We start from the raw sequence: 13,961 nt of genomic DNA on the forward strand, positions 1-13,961 counted from the left end.
CGTCAGAGGAGGGGTTCGAGCTGCGATCCCTGAAGTTCGATCACGGCGGCGCGAGCCACGGCCCGCGGGGTGGCGAACGTCTCGTAGTGATTGACGACGCTGATCCACGTACCGTCGGCGTTCTGCATCACGTGCAGTTCATCGCCGTCGATGCGCACGGAGTAGCCGACGCCGTGGTGTCCGCCGTGGTGTGACGGTGCGCCTTGGATGCGACGCCCTTTGAAGGACTCGTCGAACGGCTGCGGCTGCGGCCGCGTGTGCCCGGAGCTGTCCGGGGAGTGGGCTTCCCGGTTGCCGTGGCCGGCGGCCGGAGGGCCGGACGGCTCGACCGTTCGCGCGAAGCCTGTCAGAGCGAGGCCGGCCAGAGCTGTGGCGGAGGCGCCCAGGGCGCGGCGCCGGGTCAGTTGAGACATGGGTGTGTTCCCCCTGGTTGATGTGAGTCGGAGCGCCCGGAGCGCCTGTCTTCGGCGTGGGGCAGGAGATTGACGGCCCCTCACCGGGGAACGTCCGGCTGGTCAGGCCGTTCGGGGCCCCGGCGGGCCGTCCGGGAGTAGGACTACAGCCTCATGCCCGGCAGGCCGAAGTCGCGGTGCAGTGGTTGGTCGCTATACGGACAAGTCCTCACGCATAGTGCAGAGCTGAACGAAGTTGATCTTCCTGTGCTGCTCGTTGCGCTGAGGCCGATCCGAAGGATTTGCAGAGGATGTGGATGTGGAGTGGAGAATTTGTTGTCGCACGCTGCAAATCGTGGCAGTCGTCACGTCCGAAGGCTGTCCGGATTTGCAGGTGGCCTTGGGCGAAGGATGCGGCAGTGCGCTTCGGCGGACTTCAGCCGCGTCCGCCGCACATGCGCATGCACCGGTTCTCACGCCGTGGTTCGGCGGAACCGCAGCTCCGGCAAGCAGGTGGAAGAATCGTTACGTAGTTCACCCCGAAGGGGTGGCGGCGCGCCGACGGGCAGGCGTGGCACCCGGCGGCGGGCACAGAGCGGTGCGAAACAGCCGCGCCCCCGCGTCCGCGCAGGCGCCAGCGCAGACGCGGGGGCGCGCACGCCCACGAGAGCCGCGCCTGCGGCAGCCACCGGAATGACCTCCTGGGCGGCGAGCATCAGCAAGGTCGCCCACGTCTGCACGTGACTCCTCCCCGCCCTGAGGACGAGGTTTCTCGCTATGTCGGGTTGGCGTGGCGACGGGCCGGCCGGCCCGTAGTACGTCGAGTGCCCCGACGGTGTCGGCGTGTGCCGACTCCCGGGCCGTGACCGCCCGCCTCGAAGCCGCGCGGAGCGCTACTGGCTTTCCTGCGGTCCAAGACGGGCAGTCACCGGCGGGCGTTGGGACTGGTGGGCGGACGGTCCGCGTGCTCCGTTGTTACGGCGCCATCTCGTACGCACCGGACAGTGCCTCGACGCGCTCCCAGACACGCGCCGAGCGGGCATCGTCGACGACCGGACGCCGGACCGCGCCCAGCGCCCACTGCTGCTGCTCTGCGGTGGCGGAGTCCTTGCCGTGCAGCTCGACCGCGTGCGCGGAGTAGTCGCGTACGAGCACTGCGAAGAGTTCGTCGAGTACGTCCTCCTCAAGGCCGGTCAGGCGTGCCTGTTCCAGGATCAGCTGGCCGTGCACGACCAGCGCGAACAGCTGGCCGACGGCGAGCAGAAGGTCGAGGTCGCGGCTCTGCTCCTCGTCGGGGGCTGCGGTGGTGACGAACTCGCACAGGGCGTCCGCCTGCTCACGGAAGCGGGCGACATTGGGCACATCGGCATACGCGTCGTAGGCGGTGCGCCAGTCGTGGAAGCGTACGGAGCCGAGACCGCGGGCCGGACCCTGCCGGAAGAGGAACGCGTCGTCGGCCGCGTCGCGGCGCGTCGGCACGGGCGCGTACTCGGCCGGGTTCAGCAGGTGGTTGCGCATGAACTTGAGGATCAGCGCGAGGTTGACGTGGACCGTACCCTCCAGCTTCGGCAACCCCCGGATTTCGACAGCGGCCTGGGCGAAGTAGGTGTCCTTCTCGAAGCCCTTGGCGGCGATGACGTCCCACATCAGGTCGATGACCTTCTCGCCCTCCGTGGTCACCTTCATCTTCGTCATGGGGTTGAAGAGGAGGTAGCGGCGGTCGTCGGGGCCGGCGGAGCGGAAGTAGTCGACAGCGCGGTCACTGAACAGCTTCATCCCGACGAGCCGGACGTACGCGTCGGTCAGTTCGCGGCGCACGTGCGGGAAGGCGGTGACGGGGCGGCCGTAGAGGATGCGGTTGTGGGCGTGGGTGACGGCCTCGTACATCGCGTGCTCGCAGATGCCGATCGAGGCGGTGCAGAGGTTGAACTTACCGACGTTGACGGTGTTGAGGGCGGCGTCGAAGGCGGCACGGCCGGTGTGCAGCACGTCGTCGGGACCGACCGGATAGCCGTCGAGGCGGAACTCGCTGACGTACTTCGAGGAGTCGACGACGTTCTTCACGAGGTGGTACGCCGGGTGGCGGCTGTCGGCGGCGAAGAAGACGTAGCCGTCGGGGCCCTCCACGTCGGTGCGGCGGCCGAAGACGGAGACGAGCCCGGCGGCGTTTCCGTTGCCGATGTAGTACTTGGAGCCGCTCGCCCGGAAGCCGCCGTCACCCTCGGGCTCCAGCAGCATGTCGGTGGAGTAGATGTCGGCTCCGTGGGCCTTCTCGGACAGGCCGAAGGCGAACACCTCGCCCTGGGAGAGGAGTTCCGCCGCGCGGGTGCGAGCAGCGGCATTGTCGCTCTGCCAGACCGGGCCGAGGCCGAGGATGGTGACCTGCCACGCGTACCAGTAGTCGAGCCCGTAAAAGCCGAAGATCTCGTTGAGGGCGGCGATGCGTGCGGTGTCCCAGCGCTTGTCGTTACGCCCGTCGGCGGAGGACGGGGTGAGGAAGGTCGCGAACAGACCCTCCTTGGCGGAGAACGCGAGGAAGTCCCCCAGCCAGGCACGGGAGCGGTAGTCCTCGATCAGCTTGCGCTTGCCTTGGCCCTCGAACCAGTCGACGGTGGCGCGCAGCAGCCTGCGGGTCTCGGGGTCGAAGTGCGCCGGGTCGTAGGTGCGCGGGTTGAACAGCAGCGGGTCGGCCATGGGTGTTCGCCTTTCCGGCTTGGGAGCTGATGGTTTGTGGGCTGGGGAGCTTCAGGTACATGAGGGTGGGAGTGGTCGGGACGTGCGGGTGGCTCGTCGGCGCCGGTTCAGCGCCCCGGACCGAGCCGGTGGAGGGTTGCGAGTACGTCGTCGAGCCAGGCGAGCATCATCCGCTCGTACGCGATGCCGCCGCGCAGCACGACATGCTGGAGCTCTCGCCCCGCATCGGGCGTTCCGGGAGGCTCGGGTCCGGTGAAGTCACGCCGCTCTCCGGCGAGATAGTGCGCGAGCCGGTCGGTGTGCGCCTGGTGGTGCCGCTCGACCTCGCGGATCAGCGCGGCCGGATCGTCGAAGGCCGCGCCCCGGATCTTCACGGCGAGATCGTGCCGGACGCTCTCGGGTTCGATCGGCTCGTGCAGCCACTGGGAGAGGGCGGTCCGGCCGAGGGCGGCTACGGAGTACTCCTTCTTGTCCGGCCGGGACTGCTGCGGCACCTCGCGGACGTCGATCCAGCCGTCGCCTTCCATCCGCTTGAGGATGCGGTAGATCTGCTGATGGGTGGCGGTCCAGAAGTAGCCGATGGACCGCTCGAACCGCCGGGCCAGCTCATACCCGGAGCCCGGCTTCTCGAGCAGAGAGACAAGGATCGCGTGTTCGAGCGCCATGCTCCGATCCTTCTATGCAACTCGTTGCATAGGCAAGCGGCGCAGTCCAGGTGAGACACGGCTCACCCGGGCGGCCGGGGCGGAGCTGCAGCGACTGCTCGCATCTGAGAGCAGGCCGTTCGAGAGCCGCGAGAGCGCCGAGACGCATGTCTTGGCGACATTACGCAAAGGACGGCTCACCACGCGTGAGCGGATCCGAGGTCGACTTCAGGGGGCCGGACCTGTCGTTCGGATCGATGCTGAACGCAGTCAAGGCCCGCGATCTGCGGCGAGACGGCCGGTGCGCGCTCCATGCCCACCCGAGCGAAGGGGTGATGCCAAAGTCTCCGGGATCGCGTTCGAGGTGACGGACCCTGAGGAGAAGAAGATCTACACGACTGGCGAAGAACCGCCAGGAGACTTCCACGCCTTCCGCCGCGATCTCCATGAGGCTGTGCTCACAGCTGTCGAGGGCAGCGAGCTTGTCGTCCGCCTCTGGCGCCCGGCCTGCCCGTGGAAACTTTCCGCCGCACGTGACCTTGTCTGCATAGATCATTTGTCCGGGCGATCACCATGATCGCCCGGACAAAACTCACTTGGGCAAGCTCACCCCAGGCAGGCATGCCGTGCCGCGGAGCATCACGCCGAACCGATCCGCATCGCGCTGATGGAGGCAGCCTCCTCGGCGCTGCCTCTCAGACGCCTGATGGGCGCATGCGAGCTGAGCGAGTACCAGACCTGCAGCGGTCTGACCGCCATGCGGGATCTGTGCGGGGAGCGGGGCTGGCCCCCGCTGATCTGGACGAGGGCCGACGGCTATCACTTCTGCGCGAGCGAGGAAGAGCTCGAAGAGTGGGAGCGCATCTGGACAGGGAGAAGCTCACCGCCTTCCGGCGGGATGATCACCGGCACGCTGGCGCCGCATCTGGCTCTGTTGTCCTTCGAGCCGGTGAGCGAACTACCTGAGCACGCAGATCAAAGCGGTCGAGGCCAGCTTGGAGACGGCGGCCTCGAAGACCCTGATTCCGGGACCCGCACGACGACCGGAAGGACCGGCTTCTGGCCGGCACCCCCAACCAGCAGGCCAGGACCCACCCTCGCGATGCGCCGACGCCGCTGTCCCTCGGACATGACGGACGCCGAATGGGCCCTGCTGGAGCCCCGAGGACGCAGCTGGCTTCGTCTCATGGCTGTGACGATCGAGGCGGCTTTCTAGCCATGGTCTGGACTTGGCTGGGCGGTGTCGTTTGAGGTTGTTTCGGGTTTCGTGTGGAGGACTTCGCGGGCCTGTTCGGCGGCGCGGGTGATGCTTTCGCTGATGAAGTCGAGGAAGCGGGCGATGTTCTCCAGGCGGGTGGCGGCGGGGGTGTGGGGGCCGAGGATGGCGACGCCTTGGCGTGCGGTTTCGACGAGCTGGTCGTTGGACCGGGCGCTGGCGATCGTTGCCTGGTAGAAGAGTTCGTCGTCGACGACGTAGCGGTCGCGGCGGCGTTCATCGCGTTCTCGGCGGACGAGGCTCTGGCTCTCCAGGAAGGCGATCGCTTTGGAGATGGACGCCGGGCTGACCTGGAGGCGCTGGGCGAGTTGGGACGCGGTGAGGCTGCCCGCGTCGGTGGTGAACAGGCAGGTCAGCACCCGGGCCGTCATCTTGGTCAGGCCCGAAGCCATGAGGACGGTGGTGAACGTCTCCTCGTACTCGGCGACGGCCTCGGCGTCGCGTCCGTGCGGCTGAGGGACTGACTCCGGCCCTCGGGAAGTGGCGGGCCTGCGCCGGTGGGCGCGGCGTTCGGTGGCGCGGTGGGCCAGGTCGGCGCGGTAGGCGGTGGGGCCGCCGTTGCGCATCACCTCACGCGTGATCGTCGAGGTCGGACGGTCGAGGCGTCGGGCGATCTCGGCGTAGGGGAGGCTGTCGGCCAGCCCCAGCGCGATCTGCTGGCGGTCCTGCTGGGTGAGCCTGCCTCCCGGCATCGCGATCTCCTTGGTGATCCTTCGTGGCGGTCCCTGATCCCCCCACTATAGCGTTCACTTCTCATCCATTGCAATGATCAGAGCAGTTGTCGTTGCGTTACCCTCAAGGTCGTTGCAATAGTTTCTCGGTCTCTACCTGCGCATATGCCAATTCTGCGCAACAGATATGTTGTCGAGTTCTGGAAAGCAACGTAGCGTTTCCGGTGTAAGAAACAACGAGCGAGCACGGGAGAGCACGATGCAGAAGTTCGACACCCCCGCCCCGATCTCCGCCGTCCTGGACATCCCCGCCGGACGCATCCAGTTCATCGCCGCAGACCGCGCCGACACCACCGTCGAGGTCCTGCCCGCCAACCCCTCCAAGAGTCGCGACACCAAGACCGCTGAGCAGACCACCGTCGCCTACGCCGACGGCGTCCTGCGGATCACGGCCTCGACCCCCAACAATCAGCTCTTCGGCCCCTCCGGATCCCTGGAGGTCACCGTCCAGCTGCCCGCCGGCTCCCGCATCGAGGCCAAGGCCGCCGGCGCCGAGCTCCGCGGAGTCGGACGCCTCGGCGACGTCGCCTTCGAAGGTGCGTACCGCCACATCAAGATCGACGAGGCCGCGAGCGTCCGCCTCACCGCGATCGACGGCGACGTCGAGGTCGGCCGGCTCAACGGCCCCGCGGAGATCAGCACCGCAAGGGGCGACATCCGGATCACCGAGGCCGTGCGCGGCACGGTCGTACTCCGCACCCAGTCCGGCGACATTTCGGTCGCCGCCGCCGCCGGCGTCTCGGCCGCCCTGGACGCCGGCACCGACTACGGCCGCGTCAGCAACGCCCTCAAGAACGATGGCACCGCCGAACTCGACATCCGCGCCACCACCTCCCACGGCGACATCACCGCCCGCAGCCTCTGCCGCAGCCTCTAAAGGAGCAGAACCAGGACTATCCGGCCGGGCCCACCGCGATCGAGATCCTTTCGGTCGTCGCCGAGGAAGCGGCCGTCCGTCCCGAGGGGCCCTGCGATCCACGTGCAGGGCCAGGAGAAGTCGTACATGACGCCTAACGCGACCAGGGGGAACAAATGACGAAGAACAGCACTTCCTCGACCATTTCGAAGTGGACCGGCATGGTGCCGGTTGACGATACGGCCCTGGCCGTCACCGACACCGGCGGTCCCGGTATCCCTGTGGTCTACCTCAATGGCCAGTTCGCCACTCAGGGGTACTGGCGGCGGGTCATCGCTGAACTGGGGACGGGGTGGCGGCACATCACCTACGACGAGCGGGCCCGCGGCAAATCGAAGCGTTCGGCGGACTATTCCTTCGAGGCAGCCGTCCGGGACGTCGATGCCGTTCTCGCGGCCAGGGGTGTGGACCGGGCGCTGGTGGTGGGCTGGTCCTACGGGGCGTTCGTCGGGGCGCACTGGGCCGGCCGGAATCCGGAGCGTGCCTTGGGCGCGGTCCTGGTCGACGGCGCGTTCCCGTACGACTGGCTCGACGAGGCCATGGAGCAGCGGATCCGGAAGCTGTTCCGGCGGATGAGCTGGTTCCTGCCGCTGCTGCGCCCGACGGGCCTGGCCCCGCGGATGACCGCCGAACAGCAGGCGAACAGCAACATCGAGCTCGGCAGGCTCTCCCGCGAGCGCGAGCTGGGCCCAGTGCTGGACAGCATCACCGTCCCGGTGCGGTATGTGGTCGCTTCGGGGACGTCCTTCGGAAGCCGCGGTGATGAGCAGGAACGAATACGCACCAGCCTCGATGCGGTGACCGCCCGCAACCCGAACATCCAGATCGGCGCGAAGGTCGCCAGCAACCACGGTGCGATCCTCAAGAACGACTTCCCGGCCATCGCCGAGTCCGTACGCGAGGTCGCCGCCCTCGACCGCGGGGGGCGCTGAAGACACGACCAGCGGACGGACGACAACTGCACTTCCTCGCCACCATCGTCATCATCGTCATCATCGTCCAGCTCGACCGCGTCCGGGTCGCGCAGGGGCCGCGGTCCTTCGCGCGGGACGGACGAGGTCTACCCGCTGCGCCGGGCCACCACGCCGCGCTGCAGCGCTGGCTCCGGGTCCGCCGCCCGAACCCCAGCGGCGGAGTGGATCTGCGTCAGACACTCGGGGTTGGAGTTGTCGTACTTGTCGGCTTCGCGGTCTGCGGACGGAGAGCCAGCAGGACACTCGCCGTGATGATCCACAGCCCCGCGAGCATGAAAGCGAAGGGTCCCACCCAGGGCACGAAGGTCAGCACGCCGATGGCGACAGCGACCCAGCCCAGCCAGCGTGGCAGGGGCTGACGGCGGCACGTACGACGGTCAGTCCGGCGGCCAGCAGCATCACGGCCACACCGGCGACAAAGGGGATGAAGAAGTCCTCACTGAGTGCGTGGAGTGCCTGAAGCGTGTCGTTGCCGGCAGCGGCCTCGTCGGCGAGGTCCACCAGGGCCAGGGCAATGCTGGAGCCCACCCAGAATCCCGCGGCGATCAGGACGCCGCCCGCGACAATCACGTGATGCAGCCAGCCGTTTCCCACGGGGCTCTGGTGCAGGGCCCGTGCCAAGAAGGCGGCGAAGAAGACGAACAACGCTCCGGCAACGACGAGCAGGAACAGCGACCACAGCCCTTGGGCCTCGTGGTCCGCGTAGAAGGTTCTGACCTCGTCGGCGGGAGCGTCGACGGATGGCGTGTCTCCGATCAGCAGGAATGCGACGACGGTGAACAACACGGCCAACAGGCCGGTCAAGGGTGCGAATCGCATGGGATGCCTCCTACCGTCTATCCCCTGCGGTGCAGTGCTCCCAATCTCTCTCCACCGTCTCAGAGGCGCCCCGGTCCGGCCATCCGGCCGAGCCCGGCAAGATCAGCCCCGCCGACCGAAATCGGGCGTTCGGATCTCGCCCTATGCTCATGATCATGATCATGATCGAGAACAGGCTTGATGCCTTGCTGGAATCCGGGTTCACCGACCGTCTGAGCGAGCGCGACAGGCTGCTGCTGGCACGTCGGGCTCTTCTCAAGTCCTGCTACGAGAAGCCCTCCCCGGTTCTCTCGGACAGCTGGTGGTACGCGGTGCCAGGCGAGCGCTACGAGGGCCTGTTCACGGCTTTGGACCTGCACGACCGGTTCCCTGTGACGCTCAGCGAAGGGGCGGACGTGGTGCGGTTGCCGCACAGGCCAGGAGCGGTTCCGGTGTTCGTCACGCCGGAACTCGACGGCTGGCGGCTGATCATCGGGAACCTGGAGAGCGCGATCGGCGTCGACTGGGACGAGTGGATGAGCATGGTGGAACGGTTGAGCGCCCAGTGCGGCGAAGCCCAGATGTTCTTCGAGGACGAAGCGGGTGGATCGAACGTCTGGGTGGTCGCCGAGCAGGGACGCATCCGGCGCCGGTACACGCGCGAGGACGATCCCGAGTGGGTCGGTGAGCCACTGCCGTGGGAAGACCTGCGCGTCGACGACGAGGACTTCGACGCAGAGCATGACGAGGCCGCGCCCAACGAGGGCACAGCGGACGCCACCACTGCCTGCCGCCATCTGTCAGTGGACCCCACCCGGATCGGCGCCGACACCCAGATACGCGGCCACGGCTGGCTGGCGCTGAGCGCACCGGGAGTGGGCCACAAGGAACTGGGCAGCCTCGTCCGCGGCTGAGGCTGTGTCGCTCTCATCCGACGACGGCCGTTGCCGCCGCGACGGGCGTGCTGGTAGGTCTCGCGGTCGGGCGCGGAAGGGGCGGGCGGCGGCCGATGAGTTTTGCCGTGATCAGCAGTCAGAGATCATGGTTGGTGCGCTGCAGCCGCGAGTGTGGTCGAAGCGTGCACCGACCGAATCTGCTGAGAATCAGACACGAGACACAGAGGAACCTTTGATGCGTACCCTGATCAGCACCGCCTTCATCTCCCTCGACGGCGTCGTGGAGGCCCCGGGCGGCGAGCCCGATTACCGGAACTCTGGGTGGACCTTCAAGGACGTAGAGTTCCTCCCCGAGGCGTTCGACATCAAGGGCCGGGAGCAGAAGGAAGCCGCCGCGATGTTGATGGGCCGGGTCAGCTACGAGGCGTTCAGCCCGGTGTGGCCGGACATGGAGGATTTCGCCGACTACAAGATGATGCCGAAGTACGTCGTGTCCACCACCCTCACCGAGGACGACCTGGTTTCGAACTGGGGCGAGACCACGATCCTGCGCTCGCTCGACGAGGTCGCCGCATTGAAGGAGACCGAGGGTGGCCCGATCATCGTCCACGGCAGCGCCGCCCTGAACCAGAGCCTCTCGGACGCCGGCCTGATCGACCGTTACCACCTGCTCGTCTTCCCGCTTCTGCTCGGCGCGGGCAAGCGTCTGTTCAGCGCCACGGACAAGGACACCCAGAAGCTGAAGCTTGTCGAGCACGAGGTCTACGCCAACGGCCTGCAGAAGAACGTCTTCGACGTCGTCCGCTGACAAGGCTCCCGCACTCGCCCAGCCGTCGCGTTCCCGGACGTGGCACTCGTCGGAAGGACCTGCTCCGCGGGCGTTGGATCACCGGCTGACCAGAGGACGATGCCCGCGATGTGGAGCCCGGCCAGATAGATGGTCGCGGTCTTTTCGTAGCGGGTGACCGAGTTGGTGACAGCAAGTGAGATAGCCATGCGTCTTCGCGATCCCTGGTTTCACCAACCGGGGTTGACCGGTTGTGTGGAGGATTGACCGGTGCGCTCGCGGGGCTCGGAGCAGTTCGAGGAGACCAAGCGGAAGGGAATGCCCGCCGTCGGAGTCTGCGGTCGTGAAGGCGGTCATCCAGTGTGTCGGCTGGAGGAGGTACGCGCAGCAGCCTGGTTACGGCTTCGACACCTTCAGCTCCTGGCAGCTGACCGCCGCCTCCGCCACCGCCTCTGCGCCCGGGTCCGGCTGCGCGGCGCAGGGCGGCGGGATCCGGGCCACGTCCGCGGAGGAGCCGTGCCGAGGCGGACTGTCACCGGACGTGCCCGCTCCCGTACAGTCCGTGGTGCCGACGCTCCTTACGGCCAAGCCCAGCGGTTGACCAGGAGAAGGAAACATGGACACCGAAGCCAGTCTCGGCTCCCTTCCGTACGTTCCTGGAACGGGGCGGCCGGTCCCCGAAGCCGAGCCTGGACTCGTGGACCGGTGGCGCTCGGGAGGAGGCGAACTGGTCGAGCTGCTGTCCCAGGTGCGCGAGCGGTTCGGCGGCATCGTCGCTTTCCGCCTCGGGCCGGCCCCCACCGTTCTCGTCACCGACCCGCAGGCGGTCCAGCACGTACTCGCCCAGCACCCGGAGCGGTACGTCAAGCGCTCCCACCGCGCCCGTGTGCTGATCGGCGACGGCGTCCTCTCCGCCACCGGTGCGGCGTGGAAGCGGCAACGCCGCTTGTTGCAGTCCCAGTTCACCGGCATCGGGATGCGTCGCTACGAACAGCGGATCACTGAGGCCGCCCGGACCACCGCCGGGCGCTGGGGCGGGTACGCCCGTACCGGGCAGACCCTCGATGTCGGGCGGGAGATGCGCCGCTTCGCCCTGGACGCCATTTGGCGCTCTCTTACCGGGCACCCCCTCGATGACGGGACCGAGCGCGAACTGGCCGCCGTGGCAGCGGTGGCGGCCGCCCTTCCGACTCTGCCCGCGGATGTCACCGACGCCCAGGACGCCGTTGCCGCCGATCTCGCCCGGATCGACGCGGTCGCCCGGCACGCCATCGAGGCCGCCCGCAGTGGGGCGGCCGGCCCCGACGGCCCGGGCCTGCTGCACGTCCTGATCGACGCCGCCACCGAGCGCCCCGAGTACACCGACCGGCTGATCCGCGACGAGTTGGTCACGTTGCTCGTGGCCGGGCACGAGACCACCGCCACCACCCTGACCTGGCTCTACCTGCTCCTCGACCGGTACCCCGCCGCCCGCGAACAAGCTCTCGCCGTCGGCGGCGAAGGATCGGCGCAACGTCGCCAGGCCATCCAGGCTCTGGTCCACGAGACGCTCCGGCTCTACCCGTCCGCCTGGATCCTGCCCCGCCACGCCACCGAGGACGACACGCTTGCCGGCTACGCCGTCGAGGCGGGCACCGACATGCTGATCTGCCCGTACCTCACGCACCGCGATCCCGAACTGTGGTCAGACCCAGAGCACTTCGAACCCCGGCGCTTCATCACCCCGGACGGCCGACCTCCCCACCCGGGCGGCTACTTCCCCTTCGGTATCGGTCCCCGCGCCTGCCTCGGTCTGCAATTCGCGCTCCGCGAATCGACCGTCCTGCTCGAACATCTGCTGCCGGTCCACACCCTGGCCTTCTGCTCCACCCCCACGAAGGCGGTGTACGGCATCACCGTCCGCCCCGACGGCCCCACCCCCGCAACCTTGGCACCGCCACTCACCTGAAGCGGGCAACGCTGGGAACGGTCCGCCTTCACTGACAACGGAGTTGCGGATTCCAGAACCCGTGCAGAGTCCGTGACTCGATGCGCATTGGTGCCTGTGGGAATGCTGGAATGCGCGCTCGATGCGCACTGAGGCTTTCCACGTCACGAGCCGCCGCGTCCACGACGCTCAGTAGCCTACCGATCCATTTGTGCGGCCAGGAGGAGCTGAGGCTCGCTGGCGTCTGCGGCTCAATCCCTCGCGCGGTAGACGTCGGTGATCCTCCTGAGAGGGTCGTACACCAGCCCGTACCGGTCGTTGACCATGGATGGGGCGAGGCCGATGTCCGTGCGGAGGTCCTTGCCCGTGCGGGCGGCGAGAGTCATGGGACCGTTGGCTTCGGCGTAGACCAGGCCGTGCCACGCCGAGGTCACCTCCGGCGCGACACGGTTCGCAGCTTCGTCCGGCAGGCGCCACAGCACGCGTGCGGTTCGCACGTCCACGGCCGTGACAGTCGCGGAACCGGTTCCATCGGTACCGGAGCAGAGGGTCGTGGTCCAGCCGTCGTAGCGGCAGTTGCGTGCCCCATCTTTCATGTCCAGACTGGTCTTCCCCGTGACCGGGTCGAGAAGCAGGCTGTCGCCTGCCCCTATCCCGTTCGCCAGGGTCAGCCCGGGACCCGGATCCGCCGTCAGCGCCTCGCCGGTGATCATCGGCCGCTTCCACAATTGACGGCCGTCCGAGGTCGACTTGCCCACGAATTCGCCGTCGTCGCGTGTACCGACGACCACTGTCTTCTCCAGATCGATGCCGTCGAGGTCCCGGTCCGTCCAGATCTCCCGGCCGGTCTGCGCATCGAGCAGGACGCTCATGGCTGGTTTTTCTGAGTAGCCCTCCTCGGACACCGACACGAGTACTCTTCGGCCGTCCGCCCCGACGACCCGAGGGGTGCCCGCCCAGGTGTCGTCGTCCTTGGCGAACTCGCGTGCCCACAACTGGCTGCCTGTGGCCGCGTCGAGTGCAACGACCTTGATGGCTTCGTGTCCCGCGGAGGTTCCTTCACCATCCTTGCTCGTGGCGAAGGCCCCGACCACAGCAGTGCCCGCCATGCGCGGCGCATGTTTACGCGGCATGACCCCAAAGGAGTCGCCGTCTTGCACGGATGCGTGCCAGGCGATCTCCCCGGTGTCAAGCCGGTAGGCGGTGACGCCGACGTCCTCCTCGTCGTTGTAGGTGTATGCCAGATGGTCGCCGAGAGTCACGGTGTCGGCGAGGCTGTCGAAGTGCTCCATCAGGGCCCAGGGCATGTCGATCGATGCGATGGCTTCCGGCTCGAAGTCCTGGGGCGGGCCCTGCGGCTGCGTCCCGCTGGTGCCCGTAGTGGAGCCCGATGAAGTGCCGTACGGTGCCTTCCCCTCGACCGGCGTCTGGCCACCGCCACAGGCGGCCAAGGAGCATGCTGCGGTGGCCGCTGCTGCCCTCAGGAGTACTCGTCCCCACATCTTCCGCATCCTCCTGGGCGTGCCAACCACAGCTGCATAACGTGGACTTCGCAGCCCGACTCGTCTTTGTCCCGGATAGACATCGTAGAAACCTTGCGTGCGCGACGGGCCGGAGGCGCTACGCACGAGTGCGGGCCGATGCGTCCCGCCACGTAGCCGCCCGGGGCGGCAAGGCTTTCCGCATTGGAGGCCGCAGGAGCCGCAGCACGGGCTCCCAGGTCACGAGGTCATGTATCGAGGGCAACGGTGGGCCTCCGGTCGTTGAGCTGATCAAAGGGCACGGCGAGGGCGGGCGCGTCGTGAAGCGTGATTATTCACGCTGCTACGGGTTGTCCTGGGAAGGTTGTTCGTCCGGTGCGGCCATGACCAGACCGGAACTCACGGCGTGCTCGTCGTCGATACCGAGGCGCTGGAGGTAGGCCCA

The 13,961-nt window shown here is 67.8% G+C and carries 13 protein-coding genes; 7 read left to right on the forward strand and 6 right to left on the reverse strand.

The genetic code is table 11. The features are described 5' to 3' along the window. Positions 1-2 precede the first annotated feature (2 nt). From melC1 to PXH83_RS31210, 3 genes are all read right to left on the reverse strand, one after another. Positions 3-413 carry an apotyrosinase chaperone MelC1 gene (gene melC1 / locus PXH83_RS31200; RefSeq protein WP_274564898.1) on the reverse strand — a complete coding sequence of 137 codons (411 nt, stop codon included), beginning with the start codon at positions 411-413 and terminating at the stop codon, positions 3-5. A gap of 954 nt (positions 414-1,367) precedes the next feature. Continuing rightward, entirely contained in the window at positions 1,368-3,086 is a 1,719-nt protein-coding gene (locus PXH83_RS31205) for an acyl-CoA dehydrogenase family protein (protein ID WP_274564899.1), read from the reverse strand. Positions 3,087-3,193: 107 nt separating this feature from the next. Further along, entirely contained in the window at positions 3,194-3,751 is a 558-nt protein-coding gene (locus PXH83_RS31210) for a PadR family transcriptional regulator (protein WP_274564900.1), read from the reverse strand. A 646-nt stretch (positions 3,752-4,397) separates the two neighbouring features. Here PXH83_RS31210 and PXH83_RS31215 point away from each other — a divergent pair. Beyond that, positions 4,398-4,946, forward strand: coding sequence for a hypothetical protein (locus tag PXH83_RS31215; protein ID WP_274564902.1), 549 nt, complete (start codon positions 4,398-4,400; stop codon positions 4,944-4,946). Here PXH83_RS31215 and PXH83_RS32670 read toward each other — a convergent pair. Next, on the reverse strand, positions 4,943-5,698 hold the full coding sequence (locus tag PXH83_RS32670; protein ID WP_420803274.1) for a helix-turn-helix domain-containing protein: 756 nt from the start codon (positions 5,696-5,698) through the stop codon (positions 4,943-4,945). The two genes, PXH83_RS31215 and PXH83_RS32670, sit on opposite strands and share 4 nt — an antisense overlap. A 238-nt stretch (positions 5,699-5,936) precedes the next feature. Between PXH83_RS32670 and PXH83_RS31230 the strand changes: the two genes are divergently transcribed. Together PXH83_RS31230 and PXH83_RS31235 are read left to right on the forward strand one after the other, a co-directional pair. Next, the gene (locus PXH83_RS31230; protein WP_274564903.1) at positions 5,937-6,614 is read left to right on the forward strand and encodes a DUF4097 family beta strand repeat-containing protein; all 678 of its coding nucleotides are present in this window, start codon (positions 5,937-5,939) and stop codon (positions 6,612-6,614) included. Between the two features lie 155 nt (positions 6,615-6,769). Beyond that, entirely contained in the window at positions 6,770-7,585 is an 816-nt protein-coding gene (locus PXH83_RS31235) for an alpha/beta fold hydrolase (protein ID WP_274564904.1), read from the forward strand. 348 nt (positions 7,586-7,933) lie between these two features. Here PXH83_RS31235 and PXH83_RS31240 read toward each other — a convergent pair whose 3' ends face one another. Continuing rightward, complete coding sequence (locus PXH83_RS31240; RefSeq protein ID WP_274564906.1) at positions 7,934-8,446, reverse strand: hypothetical protein; 513 nt, start codon at positions 8,444-8,446, stop codon at positions 7,934-7,936. 155 nt (positions 8,447-8,601) lie between these two features. On the opposite strand from PXH83_RS31240, the gene PXH83_RS31245 reads away from it, so the two are divergent. The 4 genes from PXH83_RS31245 (at position 8,602) to PXH83_RS31260 (ending at position 12,056) form a co-directional block, all read left to right on the forward strand. Next, positions 8,602-9,339, forward strand: a complete 738-nt coding sequence (locus PXH83_RS31245; RefSeq protein WP_274564908.1) for a hypothetical protein — start codon at positions 8,602-8,604, stop codon at positions 9,337-9,339. 217 nt (positions 9,340-9,556) lie between these two features. After that, positions 9,557-10,129 (forward strand): dihydrofolate reductase family protein, encoded by a 573-nt coding sequence (locus PXH83_RS31250; RefSeq protein WP_274564910.1) that lies wholly within the window; start codon positions 9,557-9,559, stop codon positions 10,127-10,129. A 322-nt stretch (positions 10,130-10,451) separates the two neighbouring features. Continuing rightward, positions 10,452-10,709, forward strand: a complete 258-nt coding sequence (locus PXH83_RS31255) for a hypothetical protein (RefSeq protein WP_274564911.1) — start codon at positions 10,452-10,454, stop codon at positions 10,707-10,709. 15 nt (positions 10,710-10,724) lie between these two features. Beyond that, positions 10,725-12,056 carry a cytochrome P450 gene (locus tag PXH83_RS31260; RefSeq protein ID WP_274564913.1) on the forward strand — a complete coding sequence of 444 codons (1,332 nt, stop codon included), beginning with the start codon at positions 10,725-10,727 and terminating at the stop codon, positions 12,054-12,056. A gap of 230 nt (positions 12,057-12,286) precedes the next feature. On the opposite strand, the gene PXH83_RS31265 is transcribed toward PXH83_RS31260, so the two are convergent. Further along, positions 12,287-13,537, reverse strand: a complete 1,251-nt coding sequence (locus PXH83_RS31265) for an outer membrane protein assembly factor BamB family protein (RefSeq protein ID WP_274564914.1) — start codon at positions 13,535-13,537, stop codon at positions 12,287-12,289. Positions 13,538-13,961 lie beyond the last annotated feature (424 nt).

It is taken from the genome of Streptomyces spiramyceticus, assembly GCF_028807635.1.
In the GTDB taxonomy this organism is placed as follows: domain Bacteria; phylum Actinomycetota; class Actinomycetes; order Streptomycetales; family Streptomycetaceae; genus Streptomyces; species Streptomyces spiramyceticus.

What these genes read in the sequence shown, in the direction of transcription:
- PXH83_RS31205 (WP_274564899.1), bottom strand. Translation starts at nt 3,086, where the DNA reads ATGGCCGACCCGCTGCTGTTCAACCCGCGCACCTACGACCCGGCGCAC.
- PXH83_RS31215 (WP_274564902.1), top strand. Translation starts at nt 4,398, where the DNA reads ATGGAGGCAGCCTCCTCGGCGCTGCCTCTCAGACGCCTGATGGGCGCA.
- PXH83_RS32670 (WP_420803274.1), bottom strand. Translation starts at nt 5,698, where the DNA reads ATGCCGGGAGGCAGGCTCACCCAGCAGGACCGCCAGCAGATCGCGCTG.
- PXH83_RS31250 (WP_274564910.1), top strand. Translation starts at nt 9,557, where the DNA reads ATGCGTACCCTGATCAGCACCGCCTTCATCTCCCTCGACGGCGTCGTG.
- melC1 (WP_274564898.1), bottom strand. Translation starts at nt 413, where the DNA reads ATGTCTCAACTGACCCGGCGCCGCGCCCTGGGCGCCTCCGCCACAGCT.
- PXH83_RS31260 (WP_274564913.1), top strand. Translation starts at nt 10,725, where the DNA reads ATGGACACCGAAGCCAGTCTCGGCTCCCTTCCGTACGTTCCTGGAACG.
- PXH83_RS31245 (WP_274564908.1), top strand. Translation starts at nt 8,602, where the DNA reads ATGATCATGATCGAGAACAGGCTTGATGCCTTGCTGGAATCCGGGTTC.
- PXH83_RS31235 (WP_274564904.1), top strand. Translation starts at nt 6,770, where the DNA reads ATGACGAAGAACAGCACTTCCTCGACCATTTCGAAGTGGACCGGCATG.
- PXH83_RS31230 (WP_274564903.1), top strand. Translation starts at nt 5,937, where the DNA reads ATGCAGAAGTTCGACACCCCCGCCCCGATCTCCGCCGTCCTGGACATC.
- PXH83_RS31210 (WP_274564900.1), bottom strand. Translation starts at nt 3,751, where the DNA reads ATGGCGCTCGAACACGCGATCCTTGTCTCTCTGCTCGAGAAGCCGGGC.
- PXH83_RS31265 (WP_274564914.1), bottom strand. Translation starts at nt 13,537, where the DNA reads ATGTGGGGACGAGTACTCCTGAGGGCAGCAGCGGCCACCGCAGCATGC.
- PXH83_RS31240 (WP_274564906.1), bottom strand. Translation starts at nt 8,446, where the DNA reads ATGCGATTCGCACCCTTGACCGGCCTGTTGGCCGTGTTGTTCACCGTC.